At 58.9% G+C, this 23,175-nt stretch carries 25 protein-coding genes and 1 pseudogene; 18 read left to right on the top strand and 8 right to left on the bottom strand.

Annotation, left to right across the window (positions count from 1 at the left end; translation table 11 throughout):
• Nucleotides 1-48: 48 nt before the first annotated feature.
• Nucleotides 49-933: an alpha/beta fold hydrolase gene (locus NKI35_RS05935; RefSeq protein WP_023741820.1), complete on the top strand. Its 885-nt coding sequence runs from the start codon at nt 49-51 to the stop codon at nt 931-933.
• On the opposite strand, the gene ligD is transcribed toward NKI35_RS05935, so the two are convergent.
• The 3 genes from ligD to NKI35_RS05920 form a co-directional block, all read right to left on the bottom strand.
• Nucleotides 913-3,555 carry a DNA ligase D gene (gene ligD / locus NKI35_RS05930; RefSeq protein ID WP_352739042.1) on the bottom strand — a complete coding sequence of 881 codons (2,643 nt, stop codon included), beginning with the start codon at nt 3,553-3,555 and terminating at the stop codon, nt 913-915. The genes NKI35_RS05935 and ligD overlap by 21 nt on opposite strands.
• A 162-nt stretch (nt 3,556-3,717) precedes the next feature.
• Nucleotides 3,718-4,011 carry a hypothetical protein gene (locus NKI35_RS05925; RefSeq protein WP_023687836.1) on the bottom strand — a complete coding sequence of 98 codons (294 nt, stop codon included), beginning with the start codon at nt 4,009-4,011 and terminating at the stop codon, nt 3,718-3,720.
• The gene (locus tag NKI35_RS05920) at nt 4,008-4,232 is read right to left on the bottom strand and encodes a hypothetical protein (protein WP_155921617.1); all 225 of its coding nucleotides are present in this window, start codon (nt 4,230-4,232) and stop codon (nt 4,008-4,010) included. The genes NKI35_RS05925 and NKI35_RS05920 overlap by 4 nt, the downstream gene beginning before the upstream one ends.
• A 19-nt stretch (nt 4,233-4,251) precedes the next feature.
• Here NKI35_RS05920 and NKI35_RS05915 point away from each other — a divergent pair, with 19 nt between their 5' ends.
• Nucleotides 4,252-5,418, top strand: coding sequence for a YihY/virulence factor BrkB family protein (locus NKI35_RS05915; protein ID WP_023668046.1), 1,167 nt, complete (start codon nt 4,252-4,254; stop codon nt 5,416-5,418).
• Between the two features lie 73 nt (nt 5,419-5,491).
• Complete coding sequence (locus NKI35_RS05910; protein ID WP_023830869.1) at nt 5,492-5,788, top strand: hypothetical protein; 297 nt, start codon at nt 5,492-5,494, stop codon at nt 5,786-5,788.
• Nucleotides 5,789-5,879: 91 nt separating this feature from the next.
• Here NKI35_RS05910 and NKI35_RS05905 read toward each other — a convergent pair whose 3' ends face one another.
• Nucleotides 5,880-7,280 carry a phospholipase D family protein gene (locus NKI35_RS05905; protein ID WP_352739040.1) on the bottom strand — a complete coding sequence of 467 codons (1,401 nt, stop codon included), beginning with the start codon at nt 7,278-7,280 and terminating at the stop codon, nt 5,880-5,882.
• Nucleotides 7,281-7,702: 422 nt separating this feature from the next.
• Here NKI35_RS05905 and NKI35_RS05900 point away from each other — a divergent pair, with 422 nt between their 5' ends.
• The 6 genes from NKI35_RS05900 (at nt 7,703) to NKI35_RS05875 (ending at nt 10,499) form a co-directional block, all read left to right on the top strand.
• Nucleotides 7,703-8,230: a YciE/YciF ferroxidase family protein gene (locus NKI35_RS05900; RefSeq protein ID WP_023681150.1), complete on the top strand. Its 528-nt coding sequence runs from the start codon at nt 7,703-7,705 to the stop codon at nt 8,228-8,230.
• A gap of 63 nt (nt 8,231-8,293) precedes the next feature.
• Nucleotides 8,294-8,449, top strand: coding sequence for a hypothetical protein (locus NKI35_RS05895; protein ID WP_155923313.1), 156 nt, complete (start codon nt 8,294-8,296; stop codon nt 8,447-8,449).
• A complete protein-coding gene (locus tag NKI35_RS05890; protein ID WP_245259911.1) occupies nt 8,446-8,658 on the top strand; it encodes a hypothetical protein in 213 nt (70 codons plus the stop codon). Before NKI35_RS05895 ends, NKI35_RS05890 begins: the two co-directional genes overlap by 4 nt.
• Before the next feature lie 68 nt (nt 8,659-8,726).
• Entirely contained in the window at nt 8,727-9,503 is a 777-nt protein-coding gene (gene xth, locus NKI35_RS05885; protein ID WP_023696334.1) for an exodeoxyribonuclease III, read from the top strand.
• A 114-nt stretch (nt 9,504-9,617) separates the two neighbouring features.
• Nucleotides 9,618-10,187: a hypothetical protein gene (locus NKI35_RS05880; protein WP_031193040.1), complete on the top strand. Its 570-nt coding sequence runs from the start codon at nt 9,618-9,620 to the stop codon at nt 10,185-10,187.
• 15 nt (nt 10,188-10,202) lie between these two features.
• Nucleotides 10,203-10,499, top strand: a complete 297-nt coding sequence (locus tag NKI35_RS05875; RefSeq protein ID WP_023681146.1) for a SemiSWEET family sugar transporter — start codon at nt 10,203-10,205, stop codon at nt 10,497-10,499.
• A gap of 1 nt (nt 10,500) precedes the next feature.
• On the opposite strand, the gene NKI35_RS05870 is transcribed toward NKI35_RS05875, so the two are convergent.
• The gene (locus NKI35_RS05870; RefSeq protein WP_023691414.1) at nt 10,501-11,100 is read right to left on the bottom strand and encodes a cupin; all 600 of its coding nucleotides are present in this window, start codon (nt 11,098-11,100) and stop codon (nt 10,501-10,503) included.
• Between the two features lie 40 nt (nt 11,101-11,140).
• The gene (locus NKI35_RS05865; protein ID WP_023691415.1) at nt 11,141-11,650 is read right to left on the bottom strand and encodes a pyridoxamine 5'-phosphate oxidase family protein; all 510 of its coding nucleotides are present in this window, start codon (nt 11,648-11,650) and stop codon (nt 11,141-11,143) included.
• A 16-nt stretch (nt 11,651-11,666) separates the two neighbouring features.
• On the opposite strand from NKI35_RS05865, the gene NKI35_RS05860 reads away from it, so the two are divergent.
• A complete protein-coding gene (locus NKI35_RS05860; protein ID WP_155923928.1) occupies nt 11,667-11,969 on the top strand; it encodes a hypothetical protein in 303 nt (100 codons plus the stop codon).
• Nucleotides 11,970-12,228: 259 nt separating this feature from the next.
• On the opposite strand, the gene NKI35_RS05855 is transcribed toward NKI35_RS05860, so the two are convergent.
• Nucleotides 12,229-13,146 carry a glycoside hydrolase family protein gene (locus NKI35_RS05855; RefSeq protein WP_023681142.1) on the bottom strand — a complete coding sequence of 306 codons (918 nt, stop codon included), beginning with the start codon at nt 13,144-13,146 and terminating at the stop codon, nt 12,229-12,231.
• A 353-nt stretch (nt 13,147-13,499) separates the two neighbouring features.
• Here NKI35_RS05855 and NKI35_RS05850 point away from each other — a divergent pair, with 353 nt between their 5' ends.
• The 3 genes and pseudogenes from NKI35_RS05850 to NKI35_RS05840 form a co-directional block, all read left to right on the top strand.
• Nucleotides 13,500-14,672, top strand: coding sequence for a glycosyltransferase family protein (locus NKI35_RS05850; RefSeq protein WP_023817827.1), 1,173 nt, complete (start codon nt 13,500-13,502; stop codon nt 14,670-14,672).
• Nucleotides 14,673-14,674: 2 nt separating this feature from the next.
• Nucleotides 14,675-15,817 carry a UDP-galactopyranose mutase gene (gene glf / locus NKI35_RS05845; RefSeq protein WP_023733195.1) on the top strand — a complete coding sequence of 381 codons (1,143 nt, stop codon included), beginning with the start codon at nt 14,675-14,677 and terminating at the stop codon, nt 15,815-15,817.
• A 47-nt stretch (nt 15,818-15,864) separates the two neighbouring features.
• A pseudogene (locus NKI35_RS05840) lies at nt 15,865-16,380 on the top strand (ferritin-like domain-containing protein); the annotation flags it as partial.
• A gap of 75 nt (nt 16,381-16,455) precedes the next feature.
• On the opposite strand, the gene NKI35_RS05835 reads toward NKI35_RS05840, so the two are convergent.
• Complete coding sequence (locus NKI35_RS05835) at nt 16,456-17,613, bottom strand: hypothetical protein (protein WP_023691420.1); 1,158 nt, start codon at nt 17,611-17,613, stop codon at nt 16,456-16,458.
• Between the two features lie 299 nt (nt 17,614-17,912).
• Between NKI35_RS05835 and NKI35_RS05830 the strand changes: the two genes are divergently transcribed.
• From NKI35_RS05830 to cyoD, 5 genes are all read left to right on the top strand, one after another.
• Nucleotides 17,913-18,803, top strand: a complete 891-nt coding sequence (locus NKI35_RS05830; protein ID WP_023668030.1) for an MBL fold metallo-hydrolase — start codon at nt 17,913-17,915, stop codon at nt 18,801-18,803.
• 197 nt (nt 18,804-19,000) lie between these two features.
• Nucleotides 19,001-19,966: a ubiquinol oxidase subunit II gene (gene cyoA, locus NKI35_RS05825; RefSeq protein ID WP_352545315.1), complete on the top strand. Its 966-nt coding sequence runs from the start codon at nt 19,001-19,003 to the stop codon at nt 19,964-19,966.
• Nucleotides 19,967-19,968: 2 nt separating this feature from the next.
• A complete protein-coding gene (cyoB, locus tag NKI35_RS05820; RefSeq protein ID WP_352739183.1) occupies nt 19,969-21,969 on the top strand; it encodes a cytochrome o ubiquinol oxidase subunit I in 2,001 nt (666 codons plus the stop codon).
• Entirely contained in the window at nt 21,966-22,652 is a 687-nt protein-coding gene (locus NKI35_RS05815) for a cytochrome (ubi)quinol oxidase subunit III (RefSeq protein WP_023681134.1), read from the top strand. Before cyoB ends, NKI35_RS05815 begins: the two co-directional genes overlap by 4 nt.
• Nucleotides 22,649-23,059, top strand: a complete 411-nt coding sequence (gene cyoD, locus NKI35_RS05810; protein WP_352739035.1) for a cytochrome o ubiquinol oxidase subunit IV — start codon at nt 22,649-22,651, stop codon at nt 23,057-23,059. Before NKI35_RS05815 ends, cyoD begins: the two co-directional genes overlap by 4 nt.
• Nucleotides 23,060-23,175: the final 116 nt, after the last annotated feature.

The raw sequence follows: 23,175 nt of genomic DNA, 5'->3' as shown, positions 1-23,175 counted from the left end.
AGATGGACATGCGGGACTTGTTTTCACAGTCTGACGACAAAGAAGCGGATGTTTGAAGGATTCAAGCTAGAGACCGTGGATCTGCCCGAGTCCTCACTGCGAGTCAGGTATGGAGGTTCAGGCCCGCCGCTTCTTTTGCTGCATGGCCATCCTCGGACGCACGTTACCTGGCACCGGGTAGCCCCACTTCTCGCCGCCGACCACACAGTTGTCTGCCCCGATCTGAGGGGCTTTGGCCAGTCCTCGGTACCGGCGGACGCCGTGGACCATGCTGGATCCTCCAAGCGTGCCAAGGCCAGGGACTGCATTGCTCTCATGGGACATCTCGGCTTTCGCCGGTTTGCCATCGCAGGCCATGACCGCGGCAGCTACACAGCGTTCCGAACAGCCATGGATCACCCGTCGGCGATCAGCCATCTGATCGTCATGGACAGCGTCCCTATCCTGGAAGCCCTCGAACGCTGCGACGCCCGCTTTGCGAAGCTCTGGTGGCATTGGTTCTTTTTCGCACAGCCGGACAAGCCCGAACGCGCAATCATGGCCGATCCTGACGCATGGTATGGCGGCTCAGCCGAGTCCATGGGGGCTGAGGCCTATGTCGACTACAAGGACGCAATCCACGATCCGAATGTTGTTCACGGCATGCTTGAAGACTATCGGGCAGGTCTGGCCATCGACCAATTGCACGATGCCGACGACAGGAAAGCTGGTCGCCGGGTCGCGTGCCCGACCTTGGCGCTCTGGTCCGCCCGCGATGACCTTGAGGCACTCTACGGCAACGTGCTCGATGTTTGGCGACCCTGGACCACCGAACTGAAGGGCCAACCGATCGAAAGCGGACATCATATGGCCGAAGAAGCAGCCGAGGCGGTAGCCGCAGCTGTCATGGCGTTCTTGCGCGAACCGACGTCGTCATGCGGCGAGCTTTGCTGAACCAATCCGTTTGATGGCACTGCTGATCGACCGTTCGCCATCGTCGTAGTCAGCCCAGGCGACGGTCTTTTTCAGGTGGCCCGGGACCGTGCGAACGGTGTATTTTTTCGGATCGAGATCCGCCTTCACCTGACTCCAGGTCAGCGGCATGGATACAGTCGCGCCTTCCCTGGCGCGAGGGGAGAGAGGGGCGACGGCTGTCGCCATGCGATCATTCCTGAGATAGTCGAGAAAAATCCGGGATGTCCGCAGCTTCTTGGCCATGTTGACGAGGTAGAGATCCGGGCTATCTGCCGCCATCTGGATGCAGACGGCCTTTGCGAAGGCCTTGGCCTCGGCCCATGTCGTCTTGCTGCGTTCGGCCGCCAATGGCGTCACGACATGCAAGCCTTTGCCGCCCGTGGTTTTGCAGAAGCTCACCAAGCCCAGATCTTCGAGACGATCGCGCATTTCCTTGGCTGCCGCGACCACCTTCGCAAAAGGGACTTCCGGACCGGGGTCAAGGTCGAAGACAAGTCGGCCAGGTATTTCGGGATGACCCGGCTGGCAATTCCAGGGGTGAAGCTCAAGGCCGCCTATCTGGGCGATCGCGGCCAGACCCTCGACGCGGTCGATTTGCAGATACGGTTTGTGGTCGCCGAAGACTTTTACCAGTTCCAGCAGATTGGATGTGCCTGGCATTGCGTGGCGCTGGAAAAACTGCTCGCCGGCGTAGCCATCCGGCGCGCGCACGAGTGAACAGGGACGACCTTTGATATGTCTGATCATCCAGGGGCCAACGGTCTCGAAATATTCTGCAAGATCGAGCTTGTCGACGGGCTGACCGTCGCCGGCATTCGGCCAAAGCGGCTTGTCCGGCTTGGAAATGATGACGCCCATGACAACCGGGCTTTTTCCTGTCTTGCCAGTCACCTTGGCAGGGTCGGCAATCGGCGTCTCTTGAGGATCGGCTGGACGCTCGGCCTCGACGTCTTTTGCGGGCTTGTCTTCACGCAGGCCTTTGAAGGCGGCCTGCCTGATATTGCCACCCCCGGTCCAGCCGGCGAACTCGATTTCCGCGACCAATTCCGGCTTCGTCCAGAAGACGGTTGAATTCCTTTTCGGTGCGCCATCGCCGGTAAACGGCGACGTCGCGGCTTTCATCTCCTGCAGCCTGGGCATCAGCTGCTTGACCTTTGCCTCGCTGAATCCGGTCCCCACACGGCCGATATAGGCGAAATGTTCACCGCGATTGACGCCGACGAGCAATGACCGGAATTTGCCGTTGGTCGTCGACCAGCCGCCGATGACCACCTCATGCCCGGCGCGGCATTTCGATTTTGCCCAGGTGTCGGTCCTCCCCGAAACATAGGTCGCATCGGCCTTTTTGGAGACAATCCCCTCAAGCGACAGGCGACAGGCAGAACGCAGCACCGCGTCGCCGCCATTGCTGAAGTGCTCGACATAGCGGATGAGATTTTGCTCGCCGCGATCGACTTCGCCGAGCATCTCGCTCAGACGTTCCTTCCGTTGTGAGAGAGGCATCTTTCGCAGATCGACGCCATTTGCGAAGAGCAGGTCAAAGGCAAAGTAGATCAGGTCCTTCGTCCGGCGCTCCGACAGCGCTGCCTGCAGTGCGGCAAAATCGGGCGCGCCGTTCTCGCCAAGCGCTACGATCTCGCCGTCGATGATGACGTTGGGAAGACTGGAGGCCTCCTTTGCGATGGCGCCAAATTTCTCCGTCCAGTCAAGACCCTTGCGGGTCCTAAGCGCGATGTCCTTGTCTTCCACGCGCAACTGGACGCGATAACCGTCAAACTTGATTTCGTGAACCCAGTTCGTCCCGGCCGGCGGCCGGGAGAGCGTCGCGCAAAGCTGTGGTGGGATGAAGTCGGGCATCTTCGCCGCTGAGGCACCAGCGGCTCGCTTCGGCCGCGGAGCAGGCTTTGCCGACCTGGCGGCGCGCTTGTCGGCATGGCCGCGCTTGCTGTCCCAAACGGCATCCGCATCGGCCAACGATGAACCTTTCATCATGAACGGCTTCGGACCTGCCCCCTTCCCCGCTGCAATCCTCTCCATGCTCCGACCCGAGGCGACGGATCGATCCTGAGCCAGCACGGCATCGCCATTGCCCTCTGTCGCGTATTTGTCGCGGTGTTTGATCAGCAGCCAGTTGGTCCGCTTCCCGCCATTGCGGTCATGCTTCATGCGCACTAGGACGAAACTTCCATGCAGGCGCTTGCCCTGCAGCGTGAATTTCAGGTCGCCTTTTTCCAACGCCTTTTCGGGAGACATGGCGCCTTCCGGTTCCCAATATCCGCGATCCCACAACTGCACCGTGCCGCCACCATATTGTCCTTTGGGAATCGTGCCTTCGAAGTCGCCGTACTCCAGCGGGTGATCCTCAACCTCCACGGCAAGTCGTTTGTCGTGAGGATCCAGTGATGGACCTTTGGTCACAGCCCATGATTTGAAGACCCCGCCAAGCTCGAGGCGAAGATCATAGTGCAGCCGCGTGGCCGCGTGTTTTTGGATGACGAACCGGAGTCGGTTCGAACCCGCAATCGAGCTTTCGCCGCTGGGCTCTTTCGTCTTCGCGAAATCCCTTTTGGCCCGGTAGGTTGAAAGCTCGCCCGTTTTCATGGAAGTGCCCCGACTAATGACGCAACGCCGGGACTCAACGCAGTGGGTGAGATTTGGTTCGGTTCATAGCCGAGACGACGCCGATGCTGCTTTTCCGCTTCAGAGTGGCATCGGCGTCAAATGAGGCCTTCACGGAGACTACAGGTGTCGTCACCGCTGACGTTAAGGTTCCTTGGTTTGCCCAACCATTTTTGCAAGCTCTGAAAATGGTGGGATGTCCAGTTCGCCTTGCGCGTTGTTTGCGATCTGCAGAAGCCGGATCGGGAAGCAGATCGCGTCACGGTTGGCCGGTGACATGTCTTCGTAGGTCCGCTCGTCACCTGTCATGGACGCCTCTGCCTTTCGCAGGGCGGTATCGATCTCGTCAATTGACAGCAGACCTTTGTGAACGAGCAGGTTGTTGATTGACGCGACCGCCATCATCAACCCTTCAAGCTGAAGATTGGCAACGTTCATGGCTTGACCGTGTTTCCGCCGCCCGGCCTCGCCGGGGCGTTCTGGCCATCGGATTGGTGCGTCTTGTCATCCACCTCATTGACTGGCCGCGTCAGACCGACCCCACTCTTGGGTTTCTTGTTGCCGGCCGCATCCTGAGAGAACGCATCCGAAGGATCAGGACCTGTTCTAGCCGGGTACTTCGTTGCGCCGGTCTCGCGACGGTTTTCATTATCAGGCATTTTTGATCACTCCAATCGGATGACCGATAACCATTACGAGCCCGGCGAGTTCCGGCGCCGCATGGAACATTTCTGGCCGTTCGTGCAGAGACAAGCGGGCGTGTCTCGGCAATCGCGCCTCGCGCACTGGCGGCAGGTCTCGCTTTCGTTGCCGACAGCACTAGGTTGCTCGTTGAGGCAAAAGGAATTCCCCATGCGGGTGGCACGCGAAGCCTGGGTTCTTGGCAAGGAGAGCATCCTCGGATTCATCAACGACAATGCCCTCAGCCACGGTGCGGCGATGGCGTTCTATGCCGTTACGTCCCTGGCCCCGATCTTGTTGATCGTTGTTGCGATTGCTGGACTTGTCTTTGGGCATGAAGCAGCTCAACTCGCTCTGTCGGCCGAAATCGCAGGCGTGATGGGATCGCAAACCGGCGACCTTCTGCGCAGCACCATCGAAAGCGCTTCTCACAGAACCGCCGGCACTGTTGCCACCTTGGTGGGCATCGTCACCCTCTTCGTGACAGCCTCCGGGGTGTTTGGCGAAATGCAGCTTTCGCTCAACACAATCTGGAAGATTGACCCACCACCCATGTCTGTGTCGCGATTGGTGCGGGCGCGGGCGGCCAGCCTGGGTCTGGTTGCAGCGTTGGGATTTCTACTGCTTGTGTCGTTGGCGGCGAGTGCCGCCATTTCCGCGCTTGGCGCTGTCATCAACGCCCATCTGCCGTTCGGCACGATCATTCTCGCGTCGATAAACGGCATTGTATCATTCGTGCTGATTTCCGCTCTGTTTGCCGCGATCTTCAAGATCCTGCCGGACCGGTCACTCGCTTGGCGCGATGTCGCAATTGGCGCGGCAGTGACCGCTTTGCTCTTCACCATCGGCAAGTCGCTGATTGGCTGGTATATCGGAACCAGCGCGATCGCATCCTCCTATGGCGCGGCGGGTGCACTGCTGGTCGTGCTGCTTTGGGTTTACTATTCGTCTGAGATATTCCTGCTCGGCGCCGAGTTCACGCGGGCCTATTCCGTCCGTCTCGGCAGTCGGTCCGACCTTCAACCGATAGTGGAGGCAGAGAGCCCGTCGCGACAGACATCGAACCTTGGACCAACCATCCAACGCGAGGTGCAGGCCTGGATTGTGATCACGGGTTTGCTGACCTTCGTGGCGACACGGGTCTGGCCATCGCGGCGATCTTAGCTGCTTCCCACCAATTCTGTTTCTTTGGAACGCAACCCGGACGCCGGAATTGCATAGGAACAGGAGGTTGCCCATGCCAAAATTCCGCTTTGAGACGACAGTATCCGGCCAGACTACCGCTCTCGAGGAAGAGCTAGCGAGTGCGGAGATGGCCAGTCCGAGAGCAATAGAGATGGCGCGCGTAGCGGTGGCGGCGGATCCTGGGTCAGGAACCAAGCAATCGGGATCGACTATCAAGGTCTACGATGAAGCCGGATACCTGGTCGCCACAGTCAATTTTTCCGACGTGTTGCCGAGTGATCCGGACGCCGGACAGCATGGGATTGGCGACGCGATTGTCGAAGAACCGGGTGTGATGCGGTCTGGCTGACCCGTGGTAGATCAGGGTTTCACGTTTCGCTCACGCGATCCCCGGCAGGGCAATTTGCTGAGATCGCGAGGTCCTCGGCCATCGTCGGATGCTAGAGCTGAGATTCGATCGGGAGGTGACGGACGAAGACCGCCAGGATACGGCGAAAAAATCCGGCTTCTGGTTCATGCGTATAGTCCTGAATCTTGCCTTCGCCGCATCCATGCCAATGCAGGACATTGTGTTTCAGTTCGAGCCGATAGCTTGTTTCCGGAGATATTTCCGATTGGAATCGATGCCGCAGCTCGGCGACCAATTTCGGATCCTCAAACAGCACGCCCATTTCCGAGTTCAAGGACACTGACCGTGGATCGAAATTGAAGGAACCAACAAAGCCGATATTGTCGTCGACGGTGAAAGCTTTCGTATGCAGACTGGCGCCCTTCGAGCCAAACACCGAGATTGCCGAGCGCCGGTTGAACGGCTGAAGCTCGAAAATTTTGACGCCATTCCTCAGCAGCCGCTTGCGATAGTTTGCGTAAGCGCCATGGACTGCGGCCACGTCGGTAGCGGCCAGGGAGTTGGTCAGAACCGAAACGTCAACACCGGCGCCGACAAGGTCCAGCAAGATCGCTGTGCCCCTTTTGCCGGGGATGAAATAGGGCGACACAATTTCCAGACACCCGCGGGTGGATTGGATGATCGGACGCAGCTCTTTCATAAGCCAGCTGCGACGTCTCCAACCACGAACCTTCTCCGGCGGATCGGAAATGACCCGCACGCCATCCACCCAATGAACGTCGTTGCTGGCCGCAATAAACTCCGTGATCGAGCCCCGGTTGCCGATGCCGTTCAGGAATTTGGGATCGGGGCCGGTATCGCTTCCTTCAAGCCATTTGGCATGCTCATGCTCAGCCACTGATCCCAAGGTTTTGATTGGCTTGGCTTCATTGCAAGCCCAGAAGGCATCGAATATCGCCGCGGTTTGCCGTACCGCAGGCCCCAGGAGCAGCAGATCGAGATCCCGGAAATTGGTTTCTGCCGCATCGAAATAGGCATCGCCAACATTCCGACCGCCGACAATGGCAAATTTGTCGTCAACGATCCAAGCCTTGTTGTGCATCCGTCGCGTCAATGCAAAGAGCCGCAACAGCACTTCCACACCACGCATGATCCGGCCGCGCCTGATACCGCTCGGATTGAACAACTTCAGTTCGATGTTTGGATGGTGGTTCAGCGCCAGATATGCCGCATCATTTTTGCGCGGATTGACGTCGTCAAGGAGCATGCGCACCCGAACACCGCGCTCAGCAGCTCGAAAAACCTCGCGAAGCAGCAAGCGGCCGGTGTGGTCATCATGCCAAAGGTAATACATCAGGTCGAGGCTGCGCTCAGCGCTCCTTGCCGCCAGCACGCGCACGGCGAAAGCGTCATAATTGTCCGAGACAAGCAGCAAGCCGCTCTTGCCGGCCTTGATGTTGTCGTCTGCGGTTCGCGAAAGTGATACGTCCATAAAAATTGCCACCTTTGGACGGCGCTCGCTGCCATCCCGCTCAAATCATAGCTAGAACCATTCTGAGGTATTCTGGTTGCATACGCAGCGTCCAATCACCCAATTGCTGGATGCAAGCAGGGCCAGCAATCAAGCGGCTGCAGAGCGGTCAGGAGGCTTGAGAGGCGTTGCCCCGACTGCTCTGCTGCCGCCGCGGAACTTGCTTCTCCTGTAGTCCCAGCCCCTCAGACCGTGAACTGTTGGCGGGAGCCCGATGGCGTGCACCCCGCCGCGGCTCTTCGACGAGAATGACGTGGTCGTTGTTCTCACTGAAGCGCAGGACCCTTTAAATTTAGATATCTCCATTATGCCGGAACCGGGTTCGGGTTTCCGAGTTAAGAAAATGCTCGCGACGGGCAATTTTCAACAGAGGAGACGGCACAATGCCCACTGCCAAGAAAGCCAATGGCAACAACAAGGACCTGGAGGACCTTTTCCTCGATGGCCTCAAAGACATCTACTATGCCGAGAAGAAAATTCTGAAAGCCTTGCCGAAGATGGCCAAAGGCGCATCCGAAGAGCAAGTTTCGGCAGCATTCGAGAAGCACCTCGCTGAAACCGAGGGGCAGGTCGAACGTCTGGAGGAGGTCTTCGAGATTCTCGGCGCGGCCGCGCGCGGCAAAACCTGCCCGGCGATCGACGGCATCCTGGAGGAAGGATCTGAAATCCTTCAGGAGTACAAGGGTTCGACTTCGCTCGATGCAGGGCTCGTCGGTGCCGCGCAAGCCGTGGAGCACTACGAGATCGCCAGGTATGGAACCCTGATTGCCTGGGCTACGACGCTCGGCAAGGATGACGTGGTTGCGCTCCTCAATGCGACACTTGAAGAGGAGAAGGCCACCGACGAGGCGTTGACTGCCCTCGGTGAAGCCGGCGTCAACGAACGAGCGGCAGAACGGAAAGCGGCTTGATTGATCGCCTACCCAACCGCCTCGGCGACCCATGTGCCGAGGCGGTCCCGGGAGATGAAGGACATGATCACGCATATCTACAAAGGACTGGAATGTTTCCTGCTTGAGTGTTCGGCCGCGCTGGTCAGGCGCCGCGCGCTTGGCGGTTCGCGCAGCGATCCTCGGCAGCTGCGAGAACAGCGCAGAGATGAGTTCAGGGCCCGCAAAGTCGCCGAATGAGCGCCAAGATGGAGAGTCGGATGGGCTTCTTTGGAAAATATTTCTCAGGACTGTTGAGCAAGAAATCGACTGACGGCAAGGGGAGCGGCGATATGCGGAAAGCTACCGGCGCGGGTCCGGCAATTGCCGCGCATTCCAAAGATGCAAAGACATCCGCTGCTTCCGGTCAAAGCACCAATGCTTCGAGCAAAAATGCAGATGGACGATGACAAAAGGCAAGATTTGGCTACCGACTCTATGTCGCATCGAAGCGGCGCAAAGACGTTAAATCGTCGAGATGACCCGCATCGCAACCTTCAACGTCAATGGCGTCAACGGCCGACTGCCAGTGCTTCTCAAGTGGCTTGGCGAAACCGGCTATGACATCGTCTGCCTTCAAGAACTGAAGACCTCTGACGAAAAATTTCCCGTCGACGCGATTAGAAACGCCGGCTATGGCGCAATCTGGCACGGACAGAAGTCCTACAATGGCGTGGCAATCCTCGCTCGCGGGATTGAGCCGCTGGAACGTCGTCGAGGTCTGCCGGGCGATCCCGACGATTCGCACAGCCGCTACATCGAGGCTGATGTGAATGGGCTTGTTGTCGGCTGCCTGTATTTGCCCAATGGCAATCCAGCGCCGGGGCCGAAGTTCGACTACAAACTTCGCTGGTTCCAACGTTTGATCACCTATGGCCAGGTGCTGCTCGGCGATAGCTCACCGACCATCCTGTGCGGCGACTATAACGTCGTTCCAGGCCCGATCGACGCGGCGGTGCCGGGGCGCTGGGTTGGCGATGCCGTTTACTTCCCCGAGAGCCGGAGCGCGTACGCCGAAATGCTTGCTCAGGGCTGGATCGATGCCGTCCGTCGCATTCATCCAGAAAAGGGAATTTACACCTATTGGAACTTCTCCTACCGCGGCGGGTACGATCGGAGTTCCGGGCTCCGGATGGACCATCTCTTGCTGAGTTCATCCCTATTGGATCGCCTGAAGAATGCCGGAGTAGATGCCGAAACGCGTGCATGGGACAAGCCGAGCGATCATGCCCCAGCCTGGATAGAACTTGATTGAGCTTCCTCGGCAAGGAGCCTGAAGACCTAGTGGCGCTCCTTCGTGATTAGATTTGGCCGCATGTCATGCCAGCAATGAGGACTTCCGGCGCCAAGCGATTCAAAGGACGCAATGATGACAAACAGTCAAAAGGAAGCTGAACTGATTGCGCGTCTTGCACGCCAGCATGGCGTCACCGATGGCGCTGTCATGGCTGTCCTCGAGGCGTTGCGGCGTGGTGGTGGAACCATGGCCCAGTTCAGCCACGTCGACTTCGGAGGAATGTCACAATGGTCTTCCGGCATGACGATGGTCGGCGACGTGTTCAATGACAGCCTCAAGGCGAAGCTCAACGCTATCGCGGCGGAGCTCTCGGCCTACCTGCTCGATCATCCCGCCAAGCCAAAACGCGCCGACACGAATGTGAGCTATCGTTCTGCAGCTATGGCCCACGCCGGCTCATGGTGGCCTGAGGAGCTTGGGAGCCCGTCTGCCGCTGGTTCTCAAAACAATATGCGCTACGCAGCGTTTCCTGAGCGAAGCCGCCTGGTCATCGACGATCATGGAAAGATGGAGATTTATGACACAGGCGACCATCGCATATCCGGCGTTTCGCAGAGCCAGAGCACGGCCTCCACCCTGACCTTTGTCAGCCAGCACGGCGTGGTCCGCGTATCTGATCTCAAGCGCATATCTGCGACGTAGGCCAGGGCCGCTTCCATGCAGACAGTCACGCTCATCGGCTATCTCGCGACCGTCTGCTCGATGAGCAGTTTCACCCCGCAAGCCTGGAAAATCATCAGGACACGGGAGACAAGCGGCATCTCCGCGCCGACGTATGCCATCACTGTGTTGGGCTTCGCCTTGTGGCTGGCCTTCGGCATCATGAAGGCAGAGTGGCCGATCATAATCACGAATGGCGTCTGTCTCCTGCTGTCAGCCTTCATTCTCACAATGACAGTCCTGCCGCAGGCTGAGAAAGACGCAGTTGCCAAGGCTTTCGACCCCGACGACTAAATTAGCGCTTCCAACTTTTCAGCAGCGGACCTTGGCTGCCATATGCAGGATCCTTGCGCGGACGCCCCACGCTGGGGATGGTTGCGAGCGCATCGCTATGCTGATCCTTGCTCCTACATTCGTCATAACTCCCAAACGGAGGATACGCGCCGACAACCAAAAAATCATCGGATGCCGAGAGGCATTGGTGCCCGGTCCCTGCCGGGAGGACCGCGACGTCACCGGCCTTCAGCGACAGCGTTCGTCCTTTCTTGCCGCCAAATCGGACTTCAGCATTTCCGCGCGCAATTCCCAGAACCTCGTGTATTTGCGAATGATAGTGAACGTAATCATAGATGCCGTTTCGCCAGCTATCGCCCCATCCGTTTGCATCGAAAAGCACCTCCATGACGGCTGCTGGATCAAGTCCTTCGGGCAATTCGACGGCGCCGCGATAAACGACGAGCGGCCATGCTGGATGATTGGGTACAAGTCCATCATCCTTGAACCAGAACTCATTCGACTTTCGCTGCCTCACAAATCCGGCGACAGCTTGCTTGCGCGGTCTTGCGAAACCGGTGACGTTCTCGATCACTTTCTTGCTGGTTTCCAAAATGCTCATCGACGCTGCCTCTAAAGCAGAGGTTAGTTTAGCCGCTCGCTCAGAGCTCGACCTTCGCGTTGTCGCCCACATTCGGCTTGGCGCCGGTAAAGGCCGCAAACACCATCGTTGCGGTAGCCATCATTAGCCCCGGGCTGTCCCACAATTCGCCTTCGTCGGGTTTGACCGTTATCAGACGAATCTCGGGATCATCGGCATTATCCCACCAGGCTGAGTCAGTTTTCTCCCAGAGCTCGGCGATCTTTTCCCTATCATTTGTCACTGTGGCCGGGCCTGACATCGTGACGTATTTGTAGTGGCTGTTGTCACTCCAGGCCAATGTGACCTTTGGATAGGTCGACAGCTGCTTGCTCTTGGCGCTGTCGTCATTGACGAGGAAGTATATGGCGTTTTCTTCACGGACCACACGCGCAGATAGCGGACGGGCTCGATTGTACTCGCCGTCCCAGGTCACAAACATGCAGACGTCGATGTCCTCGGCGAGTTCCCAGATGCGGTCTGTTGCCTCGGCGGGCGTGAGGTCCGTCTGCTGCTCTCGGCGGTTAGCCATAAGCGTCCTCCTGCGGGTGAATATCCTCGCTTACAACTCACGTCCCGCCACGACGTTCCAACTCACTGGTTCCTTCGACCTGCTAAGCGGCGGTGGAACTTTCGAAATTGCCGGAAGTTTGGATGGCAAACGCGAGGCCATGATGGTGGACAAGACGCTTCGAACATCAAAACGGACACCCGAGCAGGACGCAAAGGGTCAGTCGGAAAAGGACCACAAGGGCGGGGGAAGCGATGGCGTCGCCAGCGCCGATCCGCGGGTGATCTCCGGCAAAAAAGACGGCGACGCGACATTCCCTGTCAAGGGACCGAAGAAATAGCTATGAGCCCATTAGTCGGGCATCTGGCGGTGTCATCAATGCCACGGAGAAAATTGACGAACGGGCTGAAATCATTTCGCTAAAGCCACAGAGTCAAGGCCAGCCTTCCCGACTTGCCGCCCCCAAGTGCAATCGCGGCAATCCGTCGATCCGTCTGTGTCGCGATGACACTTTGCTAACGTCACCGACGCGGATCACCTTCAACCCTCCGGAGTTTCATGACGCGCATCGGCCTCAAGGCGCTAATGGCAGCCTGGAATCACGCGACCTTTGAAAAGAGAGCGACGTCGCATCTGGCCAAACCGTAGCGCCATCGGTGATCGGTTGTGGCAACCCGGCTCTGGTAGAACAGCGAAAGCTGACTTCCTTCGATCATCACTGTCGAGTGGCCGTTCTCGCCCGGTTGACCTGGCTCCAGCACCGGGCCGATCGAAACGTAAGGTCCGCTGACCTCGTCGGCTATGGCAAAAAACACCCGTTGCCGGTTTCCCCGAAGGCCGTCCGGAAGAAAGCACGTGGCATTGAGAAGCACCCGGCCGTCCGGCAATTCGATCAGTTGCGCGCCCTCAATGCCCCATTCGTAGTCGGGATCATCTCTGGTGTTATGGTGGGGAACATCGTTGTGGTCGAGGATTTTGCCGATCCGCTTCCACGGACCGAACCACGAGTCGGACTGGCTACGCGCCAGATAGATGTCGGGCTGAGGCACCCTGGTGAATTTTGGCATAGCCGAATAAACGAGGTAGCGCCCACCGCCAATGACTGCCGGATGCGGATCGTAAATTCCGTCCTCTTCCGTGTCCGGGATGGCCAGAATGGCCGGACTGAGGACTACCCAATGGAACCCGTCGTTGGAAACCGCATGCTCGCAACGGCCACCCGACTTCATGAATTCCGTCTGGATGAACATGTGGAAGACGCCGCACTCGTGGGTCACACCGGGAGCCGCAACACCAGTGCCGTTGATTGGAAGTTCGATCGGCTCATGCTCGGCCCACGGCCCATACAGATCGGGCGCCGTGGCATGCAAGATTCTCCACGTCTCGGTGGTGACCGTGCCGCTTGACCCGAAGACGTGCCAGACACGGCCATCGAAGACAGGACACGGGTCCTTGAGATCATCCACGCTTTGCGGATGAAACAGTGGAAAAACGTTAGTTTCAAAGTTGATGTTCATGTCAGCCCCGGAATTCGCCTCGGCAGTCGGAGACGCGCAGAGATACAGGCGAATCATTGATGTTAGGCACATTCTATAGCCAACGAGTTCAACGCAAATACGGCAATGCCGCTGTCCACCAGCATTCCTCGTTGAACCACGCTTTCAGTGGCGGCCGGGTTCCGACAGCCGCCCTCGCCTCCGCAACCAGATCCCGCTTCGTGCGTGGAACAAGCGGGCGACCGGGCCTTCTTCATTTCAGTTGGAACAACTCACCTGATCGAAAGTTAGGAGCTGGAACTAAGTAGTTCTCTCCATTCGCGATTAACAAATGTTAATCGTAACATAAATAGTGTCACAGAGGGAGTATGTCAATGGATGCGGCCTTTGGCGGGGTAACCGGCAGTCAATATGTTCGTCGCGAAAATATACTGGTCTGCTTCTCCCACTTACGATGGAATTTTGTTCACCAGCGTCCGCAGCATCTCCTCACTCTCGCATCCGCTCAGCAGCGAGTGGTCTACTTTGAAGAGCCCCTTTTCGAAGAATTGCCGCAGCCGCTGATGCGGACGAGCGTGGCATCGGAAAACATTCTAATTGTCACACCAGTGCTGCCGCTCGGCACGTCGGCCGCGAAAGCAGATGCCGTCCAGCGGAGATTTGTGCAGCAGACGATCGCTTCTATGCCGCATAGCCGGCTGATCGCCTGGTACTACACCCCAATGGCTCTTCGCTTCACGGAATTCCTCGACCCAGACATATGCGTCTATGACTGCATGGACGAACTCTCTGCGTTCAAGAATGCGCCCCCCGAGCTGGGCCAGATGGAAAAGGCGCTTCTGCGCCGCGCGGATCTGGTTTTCACCGGTGGTCTAAGCTTGTTCGAGACCAAGCGTCACCTGCATCCTGCCATCTTTCCATTTCCGAGCAGCATCGATGTGAGGCACTTTCACACCGCAAGACGGCCAGGAAGGGACCCAGCCGACCAGGCCGGCATTCCTTCCCCGAGGGTTGGATATTTCGGCGTCATCGACGAGCGGCTGGACGTCGATCTCGTGGCGCTAGCGGCAAAGACAATGCCGGACGTGCATTTCGTCATGCTCGGTCCGGTCGTCAAGATCGACCCTGCAAGCCTGCCGCAAGCCGAAAACCTGCATTGGCTTGGCCCGAAAGCCTACTGCGATCTGCCCGACTATTTGCGCCATTGGGACGCCGGATGGATGCCGTTTGCCCTCAACGAGGCCACGCGTTTCATCAGCCCGACCAAGACGCCGGAATTCCTCGCCGCGGGTCTGCCGGTGATCTCGACGGCAATCGTCGACGTGGTGCGCAGTTACGGTGCTGCCGGGCTGGTGGAAATCGCCGACTGTGACGATCTGGAAATCAAGCTGCGCTCCGTTCTTTCGCGACCGCGTCAGATGCTCCTGCAGCAAGTCGATGCCTATCTTGCGGACATGTCCTGGGAACGGACATGGAATGTCATGGCAGCTCACATTGAGCGCGCCTATCAACGCAAGAAGGTCGTGCCCCTTCGCAGGAGTGCATAGCCATGTTCGATTGGCTGATCGTCGGCGCGGGTTTCGCCGGCAGCGTGCTTGCCGAAAGGATAGCGTCGCAGCGTCAGGAAAGCGTTTTGCTGATCGATCGCCGCAGCCATGTCGGAGGCAACGCCTATGACTGCTACAATGAAGCCGGCATCCTCATCCATCGCTACGGCCCGCACATCTTCCACACCAACAGCCAAGCCATAGTGGACTACCTTTCGCAGTTCACGCAATGGCGGCCGTACGAGCACAGGGTGTTGGCGGCCGTAGACGGGCAACTGGTTCCCATCCCGATCAATCTCGACACCATCAACCGGCTTTACGGGCTGGACCTGACCTCGGCACAGCTGGAGGATTTCTTCGCGTCGCGACGCGAAACGGTGGAGGACGTCCGAACGGCTGAGGACGTCGTCGTCAGCACCGTGGGGCGCGAGCTCTATGAAAAATTCTTCCGCGGCTACACTAGAAAGCAATGGGGCGTCGATCCCAGTCAGCTGAGCAAATCCGTGACGGCACGAGTGCCGACCAGGACCAACCGTGACGACCGCTATTTCAGCGACAGCTTCCAGAAAATGCCGGCCGGCGGGTACACGCGGATGTTCGAGCGCATGCTCGACCATCCGAATATCAAGATCATGCTGCAGACCGATTTCCGTGAAATTCGTGAGAAGATACCGTTCAGGCGCATGGTTTATACCGGCCCGATCGATGAATATTTCGGCTGGCAGCTCGGGCACCTTCCGTACCGTTCGCTTCGTTTCGAGCACGTTACACTGGATTGCGAGCAATTTCAGCCGGTTGCCGTGGTCAATTATCCCCAGACGGAAGATTACACGCGCATTACCGAGTACAAACATCTGACCGGCCAGCAGAGTTCGCGGACCAGCCTGACCTACGAATATCCCACGGACATCGGGGACCCGTACTATCCCGTGCCCCGGCCCGAAAACGAAGTGCTCTACAAGCGCTATGAAGCGCTCGCGGCAAGCTGCCCAGACGTGTGGTTTGTCGGTCGGCTTGCAACTTACCGCTATTACAACATGGACCAGGTAGTCGGACAGGCTCTGGCCACTTTCGCGCGCATCCAAAAAAGCCTCCCGGCCTGGGCGCGCACGGAGGAGCCGTTGTTGGCCGAGCCGAGAAGATAGTTTCTTCCAAGACGGAAGATCGGGCGGGTATCAGAAGGAGAAACTCGATGGATACAAACTTCAACTCGGAAAGCCGTGAGATATTTATCGTCGGTTTGCGGAACGCGCACGCCATGGAAAATCAAGCGCTGTCGATCATGAAGCCTCAGGTCGAGCGTATAGAGAACTATCCGGAGGTGGCCGATCGCTTGCGCCGGCACATTCAGGAAACCGAAGGCCAGATCACGAGACTCGAGTCCGTCCTGGAGAGCCTTGGTGAGGAGCACTCCACCCTCAAGGACACTGCCTTGTCGATGGTTGGCAGCGTAGCCGCCATTGGACATTCGATGGCCGGCGACGAGATCATCAAGAACAGCCTGGCGAATTTCGCATTCGAGAACTACGAGATTGCTGCCTACAATTCGCTGCTGGTACTGGCCGACGCCGGGGGCTTCCAGGATGCTGAAAGGGCCCTCAAGCAGAACCTGAACGAAGAGGAAGCCATGGCCAACTGGCTCAAGGAAAATCTGAGCGACGTTACCATGCGATATGCCTGGCTGCGCGAGGCTGGGGCGCCTGAAAAACGCTTATGCCCCGCCCGGGCGCGGGCGGCGTTTCTAAACAGACGCCCGCCCGCCCCTCCCCCGTTTGAGGCCCCTTCAAGGCGTCGTGTCCGCCACGAGAAGAGCTTGCTGACGGGCCAGTTCATCTGCTGTGGGTTTGCGCAGGTGTCGCCTGCCATCAGCCTGGATGACGGAAAACAAACCAACCTCGGCATGTCGCGAATTGTCCCAGCCCGGGTAGGCCGTTATCGGGTACAGGCAAATACCCTCGATCGGCGCTCCGAGACTGATTGCGGAACGCACCTCGTCGCAGACATAGTGGAGCCAAGCCGGCCCGCCGGATCCCTCGGAGCCGGTCTCCGCAATGAACATCGGCTTGCCGTACCGGTGAGCAACTTCTAGCAACATTTCCGACAGGGCGCGGTACTCGTGGTGTCCCATCGGAATCGTCGGCCCGTTTACGTACCATTGATTGTGCGGGTAAAAATTCAAGCCCACGACATCGACAACATCTTCGCTCCCGCCCAACTCAGGTTCGACGCGGCCCAGCAACATGTCGTAAGCTTCGAACTGTCCCTGTCGGGCGTTTTCGGCCCGGCGCCGTTCGCTGCGGGTCCGGTCACGAGGGGCGATATGGATAAGCGGCTCGGCCCAGACAAATCTGCAGGCGGGATCGATCTCCCGCATTGCACGAACACCCGCGATGGCGGCCTTGACGAGGTGCCGCTTGAACCATCCACGTTTGTTCGGCCCCACGCGCGGGAAATAGCCGACCTCGACAGCCCATGCGAAAAAGGAGATTTCGTTGATGGGACACAACAGAGGCGATGTTCCGGTGATCGAACGGTGTACCTTGACGGCTTCCGCCGCGAACGAGGCATAGGCGTCGATGAAATGCAGCGAGCCCTGATCGACATGGTCCGGAGATCCGTAGTGAAAGATGTCCCAGATTACCTGAACACCTGCCGATCGGGCTGCCTCGACCATTGGCGCCCAACTTGACCAGTCATAGGTTCCGGGAGCGGTTTCGATCAAATGCCAACGCAGGCCGTCGCGGATGGTGCGAAGGCCGAGTTCGGCGCAGCCGCGGTAGTCGCCCAGGGCATGCAAATTATGCGAGGTCGCACGAATAAGATCGAGGCGAACGCCGTCCTTGCGCCGGTGCGAGGAGCATTCAAAGCCTGCCATGAAAAAACTGGCGAAGCGCGAAGCTTCCGGAACCGAGGCCTCCGTCTGGCGTCCCACTTCGCTCATTTTTCGAAGTCTCCTTTGGGCAATCGGCTTCGAACTCGGCCGCCTTGTCCGGACCGGGAACCGCGTTGGCGAAATACCGAATTCAGTCGGGCGCGCCCCATGTTCGTTGCTCAGTCCAGCTCGTCCTTGCGTGGCCGGGTAGTGCCGAACCCATTGGTAGAGCCTTTGTTCCGGTGGTGAACTGTCCGGGCGCCGCGTGCAAATGAGGAACAAGGAGGCCCGTCCCAAGTTCGGGGCGATGTACAGCCGCCGTCATCCACTCGAGCGGCTGCTCGGCAACAACAGAGGCATGGGATCACATGACCGTTCAGATTCGACTTTCCGAGATCGACCACGCCAGGCGCGAGGATCGTGGCGACGGCGCTTGGAGCATCGCACCGGACCTGGGTTACTTGCGGCTAGCAATCGTCAATGTCGTGTTCTTCGGCGCACCGGGCAGCGGAGATCGGAACTGGGTGCTGATCGATACCGGGTTGCCGACGTCTCGCAGCAGCATTCTAGCGGTCGCGGAAAAGCGGTTCGGCGTTAACGCACGGCCGGCTGCAATCATCCTGACCCATGGCCATTTCGACCATGTGGGAACGGTTCTAGAACTCGCAAATGGCTGGGACGTGCCTGTCTTCGCCCATCCACTCGAGCACCCCTATTTGGACGGAACCACATCCTATCCGCCACCGGATCCCTGGGTTGGGGGTGGACTGATGGCGCTGCTTTCACCGCTTTTTCCACGCGGGCCAATCGATCTTGGCAGCCGTTTGCAACCCTTGCCCGCCGATGGATCGATCCCCGGAATGCCCGGATGGCAATGGCTGCACACACCCGGACATGCCCCTGGGCATATCTCGCTCTGGCGCGAGCAAGACCGCTCGCTCATTGTAGGAGACGCTTTCATCACCACCGGTCAGGAGTCGGTCTATGAAGTCGCCATTCAGGATCTCGAGATGCACGGTCCGCCGCGCTATTTCACGCCAGACTGGGATGCAGCGGAAAGGTCCGTGAAGCATCTGGCTGCCTTGGGTCCCCAGATGGTCATCAGTGGACACGGTGCGGCTGCTGCGGGAGTGGGCATGCGGCAGGCTCTCGATAACCTGGCTGAGCGATTCAGGGTATTCGCCGTCCCGCCGAAATTGAAATTCGTGCGCGAGCCAGCGTCGCCGATAGCTAGGCCAATCGAGCCGCCATCGTTCTGAAATTATGGTCGGATTGGCCAACGCGGGACCATCGGACAGAGTAACTCGGTCCAGCGGAACAAACCCGGCCGGCGACAGTTGGGGCACTCGCTCAGGGGGCGACACCCTGCGAAGTGCCGCGAGGTTCCGCGCCATGGGGAGGCTCAGATGGAAACCCGATGAACGCATGCCCCTAGCACGCGTTCCCGCAAAGAGAGATTGCAGAGCCGGTGTTCTTGCCATCCAGCCCTAAGTTGACACGCCAACTGCTCTGGATCGTCGGAGGCGCATTCTTGCCCGGTTGCACGGGGGGAGTGCTCGATCCCCAAGGACCAATTGGTGTCGGTAATCGCACGATCCTTTTGAACTCGCTGGCGGTGATGCTGGTGATCGTTGTTCCCACGCTTGTTGCACTTCTGGCATTCGCCTGGAAGTTCCGCGCCTCGAACAGCAACGCCCGCTATAACCCGGAGTTCACCTATTCGGGACGCGTGGAGTTGATCGTCTGGTCGATCCCGACGCTCACCATCCTGTTCATTGGCGGTCTGATCTACTACGGATCGTATCAGCTCGATCCGCGCAAACCGATCCCTTCTAGCCAGCCGCCGCTCGACATTCAGGTGGTGGCGCTCGACTGGAAATGGCTGTTCCTCTATCCCGAGCAGGGCGTGGGCGCTGTCAATCAACTGGTTATTCCCGCCGGTGTTCCAGTGCGTTTCAAGTTGACCTCGGCCAGCGTGATGAACACGTTCTTCGTGCCCCAGCTTGGCAGCATGGTCTACGTCATGAACGGCATGCAGACCGAATTGCATCTGCAGGCCGACCGCGAGGGCAGCTTTTTCGGCCAGTCGGCGCACTTCAGCGGCGACGGCTTCTCGGATATGAATTTCAGTGTGAGCGCGGTTTCAGCCGATGCCTTCACCCGCTGGGCGTCATCGCTGCGTGGCGGGGGCGGCGTGCTCAACGCCAACGCCTATCGCGAACTCGCCCGGCAAAGCACAAATGTGGCGCCGGCTTCCTTCGGTCATGTCCAGCCTGGGCTGTTCGAAGCGGTCGTTCAGCAGACGCTCCCACCGGGTCCGGGGCCTGCTGAGAGCGCAGCCAGCGGCGAGCCACAGGTGAGCCCAAGGGCATTACCCGCGGCGGCGGCAACGATGACCCATCATCCACAAGGCGCAGAATGACGATGCTGGGCAAGCTCGACTGGTCGGCCGTTCCTTTCGATCAACCCATCCCCCTCGGCGCAGCCCTTGGCGTCTTTCTGGCAGCAGCCGCCGTGCTTGGCTGGATAACGGTGAAGGGCTACTGGCCATATCTGTGGAGCGAGTGGATAAGCTCGGTCGACCACAAGCGCATCGGCGTGATGTACATTGTGCTGGCGATGCTCATGCTTCTTCGTGGTTTTATCGATGCTATCATGATGCGCACACAACAGGTGCTGGCGATTCACGGGCCGGGCTACCTCCCGCCGGAGCATTACGACCAGATCTTTTCCGCGCACGGCACGATCATGATCTTCTTCGCCGCGATGCCGTTCATGATCGGCCTGATGAATTTCGTCGTGCCGCTGCAGCTTGGCGTACGCGATGTCGCTTTTCCGACGCTCAATTCCGTCAGCTTCTGGCTGACGGCTTCCGGAGCCCTGCTGGTCAACATCTCGCTTGTGGTCGGCGAGTTCGCGCGCACCGGCTGGCTGCCCTATGCCCCTTTGTCGGAAACCACCTACTCGCCGGGCGTCGGTGTCGATTATTATCTGTGGGCGATCCAGATCTCCGGCGTCGGCACGCTGCTCACCGGTGTCAACCTGGTGACGACCATCCTCAAGATGCGGGCGCCGGGAATGGGCTATCTGCGAATGCCGATGTTCTGCTGGACCTCGCTCGCGTCCAACCTGCTCATTGTCGCAGCCTTCCCGATCCTTACCGCCACGCTCGCAATGCTGACGCTGGACCGGTATCTCGGCTTCCACTTCTTCACCAACGAAGCCGGTGGAAATCAGATGATGTTCGTCAACCTGATCTGGGCGTGGGGCCATCCCGAAGTATACATCCTGGTGCTTCCCGCCTTCGGAATCTTTTCCGAGATTTTCTCGACTTTTTCATCGAAGCCGCTGTTCGGATACCGTTCGATGGTCGCGGCCACGATGTTCATCTGCATCGTCTCGTTCATGGTCTGGCTACATCACTTCTTCACCATGGGTGCCGGAGCAGACGTTAATGCCGTCTTCGGCATCGCCACGTCGGTCATTGCCGTGGGAACCGGTGTGAAAATCTACAACTGGCTCTTCACCATGTATGGCGGGCGCGTTCGTTTCGACACGCCGATGCTTTGGGCACTGGCTTTCGTGACCACCTTCACCGTCGGCGGCATGACTGGCGTCCTGCTTGCCGTCCCGCCGGCCGACTTCGTGCTACACAATTCCCTTTTCCTCGTCGCGCATTTCCATAACGTCATCATCTCGGGCGTGTTGTTTGGAGCATTCGCCGGCTTCGCCTACTGGTTCCCCAAGGCGTTCGGTTTCCGTTTGCACGAAGGCTGGGGAAAAGCGGCATTTTGGGTCACCTTGGCCGGCTACATGCTGGTCTTCGTACCGCTCTATATCGTCGGTCTGCTCGGCATGACGCGGCGCCTGCAACATATCGATATGGACCTTTGGGCACCGTGGCTGGTGGTGGCCGCTTTCGGCGTGGTGGTGATGATCGCCGGCGCGGCGCTGCAGATCACACAGCTTTTCGTTTCGATCCGGCATCGCGACAAGTTTCGCGACGAAACCGGCGACCCGTGGGACGGGCGTTCGCTGGAGTGGTCGACATCTTCCCCTCCTCCTGTCTTCAATTATGCACGGCTGCCTCACGTGGAAGACGAAGAGCCCTACTGGAGCATCAAGCAACGAGGGATCGAACAGAGCGCGGACGAGGAAAAGGCATATGAGCCGATCGAGATGCCTCGCAACAGCCCGACTGGCTTCGTCACCGCCTTCTTCAGCACACTGATCGGCTTCGCGCTGATCTGGCATATATGGTGGCTGGCGATCGTCGGCTTCATCGGCGCCTACGCAACCTTCGTCGTATTCGCCTGGCGCGATCATGGAGACTACGAGATCCCTGTCGACGAGGTCGCCCGCATCGACCATGACCACAAGGCAGCCCAGTTTGCCTGGCTGCGCGGGTGGGAGCGCCCGGCATGAGCGATCACGCATTCTCCGGCGACATCAGCGCCGGCACCCAGGCACGGGACCCGTATCGGCTTAATCACACCGGTCGGCATGCGGTGCGCTCTGCGACGGGCCACGGAGAAGGCGGCCCGGCCTCAAAGTTCGTCACAGTGACTTACGGCTTCTGGATCTTTCTCCTGTCCGACATCATCATGTTCTCGGCATTTTTCGCCGCCTACGCCGTGCTCGCCAAGGCAACCGCCGGCGGACCGACAGGCAAGGATCTGTTCGAACCGACACGCGTTGCGGTCCAGACGGGCCTTCTGCTCACTTCGAGCTTCACCGGCGGCGTGGCAACACTCGCCACCCGTCGCAGATCAATGGCTGCCACGCAGTTCTGGCTTCTCGTCACGGGGTTGCTCGGGGCAGCGTTCCTGTTCCTGGAACTACAGGAGTTCGCGGCAATGATCGGCGAGCAGGCAGGCCCCTCGCGCAGCGCATTTCTTTCTGCCTTCTTTGCGCTCGTTGGCTGCCACGGCGCCCACGTCGGTCTCGGCCTGCTCTGGCTGGGAACGATGATGGCGCAGCTGTGGGTCAAGGGCTTTCGGCCCGACATCTTGCGGCGGCTCCACTGCTTCGGGCTCTTCTGGCACGCCCTCGACATCATCTGGGTTGCCATCTTCACCCTGGTCTATCTTCTGGGAGCATCGTCATGACCGAGTTCGAGAGCAAGACCGGCGAGTTGCAGGACCGCCGCGATTCAGCGCCGGGCGAGGAACACCTAAGCGAGCACGAAACGGCTGGGGGCCTCTCGGGCTATGTGCTCGGCTTCGGGCTGGCCATCCTGCTCACGATCGCATCATTCCTGGCGGCGCGAACCGATCTGATTTACCAGCCCGCGGTCATCTCGGCCCTGGTGGTGCTCGCTGTTGCGCAGATGGGCGTGCATCTTGTCTTCTTTCTGCACCTGACCACCGGGCCGGACAACACCAACAACATCCTGGCCCTGGCCTTCGGCGTGCTGATCGTCGCGCTGGTGGTTCTGGGCTCTATCTGGATCATGGCCCATCTGAATCAAAACATGGCTGCCATGACACCCCATCAAGCCGGAACGATGCCTTGAACGCTGCCCTGCGAACGCACGGCCGCCCACAGTGCACCATTCGCACCGATGGCCCGAGCCAAGCTGCGGCGGCAACGCTGAGATGATACTAGGCAGTGAACTCATAAATTGGGGAG

Source organism: Mesorhizobium sp. M0676, from assembly GCF_040320535.1.
Classification (GTDB): domain Bacteria; phylum Pseudomonadota; class Alphaproteobacteria; order Rhizobiales; family Rhizobiaceae; genus Mesorhizobium.
The sequence above is the reverse complement of the archived record's forward strand: the minus strand, read 5'-3'. Positions and strand labels throughout refer to the sequence as shown.

What these genes read in the sequence shown, in the direction of transcription:
- NKI35_RS05935 (WP_023741820.1), top strand. Translation starts at nt 49, where the DNA reads ATGTTTGAAGGATTCAAGCTAGAGACCGTGGATCTGCCCGAGTCCTCA.
- ligD (WP_352739042.1), bottom strand. Translation starts at nt 3,555, where the DNA reads ATGAAAACGGGCGAGCTTTCAACCTACCGGGCCAAAAGGGATTTCGCG.
- NKI35_RS05925 (WP_023687836.1), bottom strand. Translation starts at nt 4,011, where the DNA reads ATGAACGTTGCCAATCTTCAGCTTGAAGGGTTGATGATGGCGGTCGCG.
- NKI35_RS05920 (WP_155921617.1), bottom strand. Translation starts at nt 4,232, where the DNA reads ATGCCTGATAATGAAAACCGTCGCGAGACCGGCGCAACGAAGTACCCG.
- NKI35_RS05915 (WP_023668046.1), top strand. Translation starts at nt 4,252, where the DNA reads ATGACCGATAACCATTACGAGCCCGGCGAGTTCCGGCGCCGCATGGAA.
- NKI35_RS05910 (WP_023830869.1), top strand. Translation starts at nt 5,492, where the DNA reads ATGCCAAAATTCCGCTTTGAGACGACAGTATCCGGCCAGACTACCGCT.
- NKI35_RS05905 (WP_352739040.1), bottom strand. Translation starts at nt 7,280, where the DNA reads ATGGACGTATCACTTTCGCGAACCGCAGACGACAACATCAAGGCCGGC.
- NKI35_RS05900 (WP_023681150.1), top strand. Translation starts at nt 7,703, where the DNA reads ATGCCCACTGCCAAGAAAGCCAATGGCAACAACAAGGACCTGGAGGAC.
- NKI35_RS05895 (WP_155923313.1), top strand. Translation starts at nt 8,294, where the DNA reads ATGATCACGCATATCTACAAAGGACTGGAATGTTTCCTGCTTGAGTGT.
- NKI35_RS05890 (WP_245259911.1), top strand. Translation starts at nt 8,446, where the DNA reads ATGAGCGCCAAGATGGAGAGTCGGATGGGCTTCTTTGGAAAATATTTC.
- xth (WP_023696334.1), top strand. Translation starts at nt 8,727, where the DNA reads ATGACCCGCATCGCAACCTTCAACGTCAATGGCGTCAACGGCCGACTG.
- NKI35_RS05880 (WP_031193040.1), top strand. Translation starts at nt 9,618, where the DNA reads ATGACAAACAGTCAAAAGGAAGCTGAACTGATTGCGCGTCTTGCACGC.
- NKI35_RS05875 (WP_023681146.1), top strand. Translation starts at nt 10,203, where the DNA reads ATGCAGACAGTCACGCTCATCGGCTATCTCGCGACCGTCTGCTCGATG.
- NKI35_RS05870 (WP_023691414.1), bottom strand. Translation starts at nt 11,100, where the DNA reads ATGAGCATTTTGGAAACCAGCAAGAAAGTGATCGAGAACGTCACCGGT.
- NKI35_RS05865 (WP_023691415.1), bottom strand. Translation starts at nt 11,650, where the DNA reads ATGGCTAACCGCCGAGAGCAGCAGACGGACCTCACGCCCGCCGAGGCA.
- NKI35_RS05855 (WP_023681142.1), bottom strand. Translation starts at nt 13,146, where the DNA reads ATGAACATCAACTTTGAAACTAACGTTTTTCCACTGTTTCATCCGCAA.
- NKI35_RS05850 (WP_023817827.1), top strand. Translation starts at nt 13,500, where the DNA reads ATGGATGCGGCCTTTGGCGGGGTAACCGGCAGTCAATATGTTCGTCGC.
- glf (WP_023733195.1), top strand. Translation starts at nt 14,675, where the DNA reads ATGTTCGATTGGCTGATCGTCGGCGCGGGTTTCGCCGGCAGCGTGCTT.
- NKI35_RS05835 (WP_023691420.1), bottom strand. Translation starts at nt 17,613, where the DNA reads ATGAGCGAAGTGGGACGCCAGACGGAGGCCTCGGTTCCGGAAGCTTCG.
- NKI35_RS05830 (WP_023668030.1), top strand. Translation starts at nt 17,913, where the DNA reads ATGACCGTTCAGATTCGACTTTCCGAGATCGACCACGCCAGGCGCGAG.
- cyoB (WP_352739183.1), top strand. Translation starts at nt 19,969, where the DNA reads ATGCTGGGCAAGCTCGACTGGTCGGCCGTTCCTTTCGATCAACCCATC.
- NKI35_RS05815 (WP_023681134.1), top strand. Translation starts at nt 21,966, where the DNA reads ATGAGCGATCACGCATTCTCCGGCGACATCAGCGCCGGCACCCAGGCA.
- cyoD (WP_352739035.1), top strand. Translation starts at nt 22,649, where the DNA reads ATGACCGAGTTCGAGAGCAAGACCGGCGAGTTGCAGGACCGCCGCGAT.